Origin of the sequence: Pseudomonas putida (genome assembly GCF_030159595.1) — a bacterium.
Classification (GTDB): domain Bacteria; phylum Pseudomonadota; class Gammaproteobacteria; order Pseudomonadales; family Pseudomonadaceae; genus Aquipseudomonas; species Aquipseudomonas putida_AC.
The window spans coordinates 1-206 of record NZ_BSKJ01000082.1; the positions used below are offsets into that span (position 1 = coordinate 1).

Consider the following 206-nt stretch of genomic DNA (forward strand, 5'->3'; position numbering starts at 1 on the left):
CGGGGCCATAGCTCAGCTGGGAGAGCGCCTGCCTTGCACGCAGGAGGTCAGCGGTTCGATCCCGCTTGGCTCCACCACTTTTCGCCGTACGCAGTAGCTTGTCAGAACTTAGAAATGAACATTCGGTGATGAATGTTGATTTCTGACTTTTGTCAGATCGTTCTTTAAAAATTCGGATATGTGATAGAAATAGACTGAACACCAGT

General features: G+C 48.5%; 1 tRNA gene. It reads left to right on the plus strand.

Going from position 1 to position 206, the window contains the following annotated elements:
• Position 1 precedes the first annotated feature (1 nt).
• Positions 2–77, plus strand: a tRNA-Ala gene (locus QQL85_RS26605).
• Positions 78–206 lie beyond the last annotated feature (129 nt).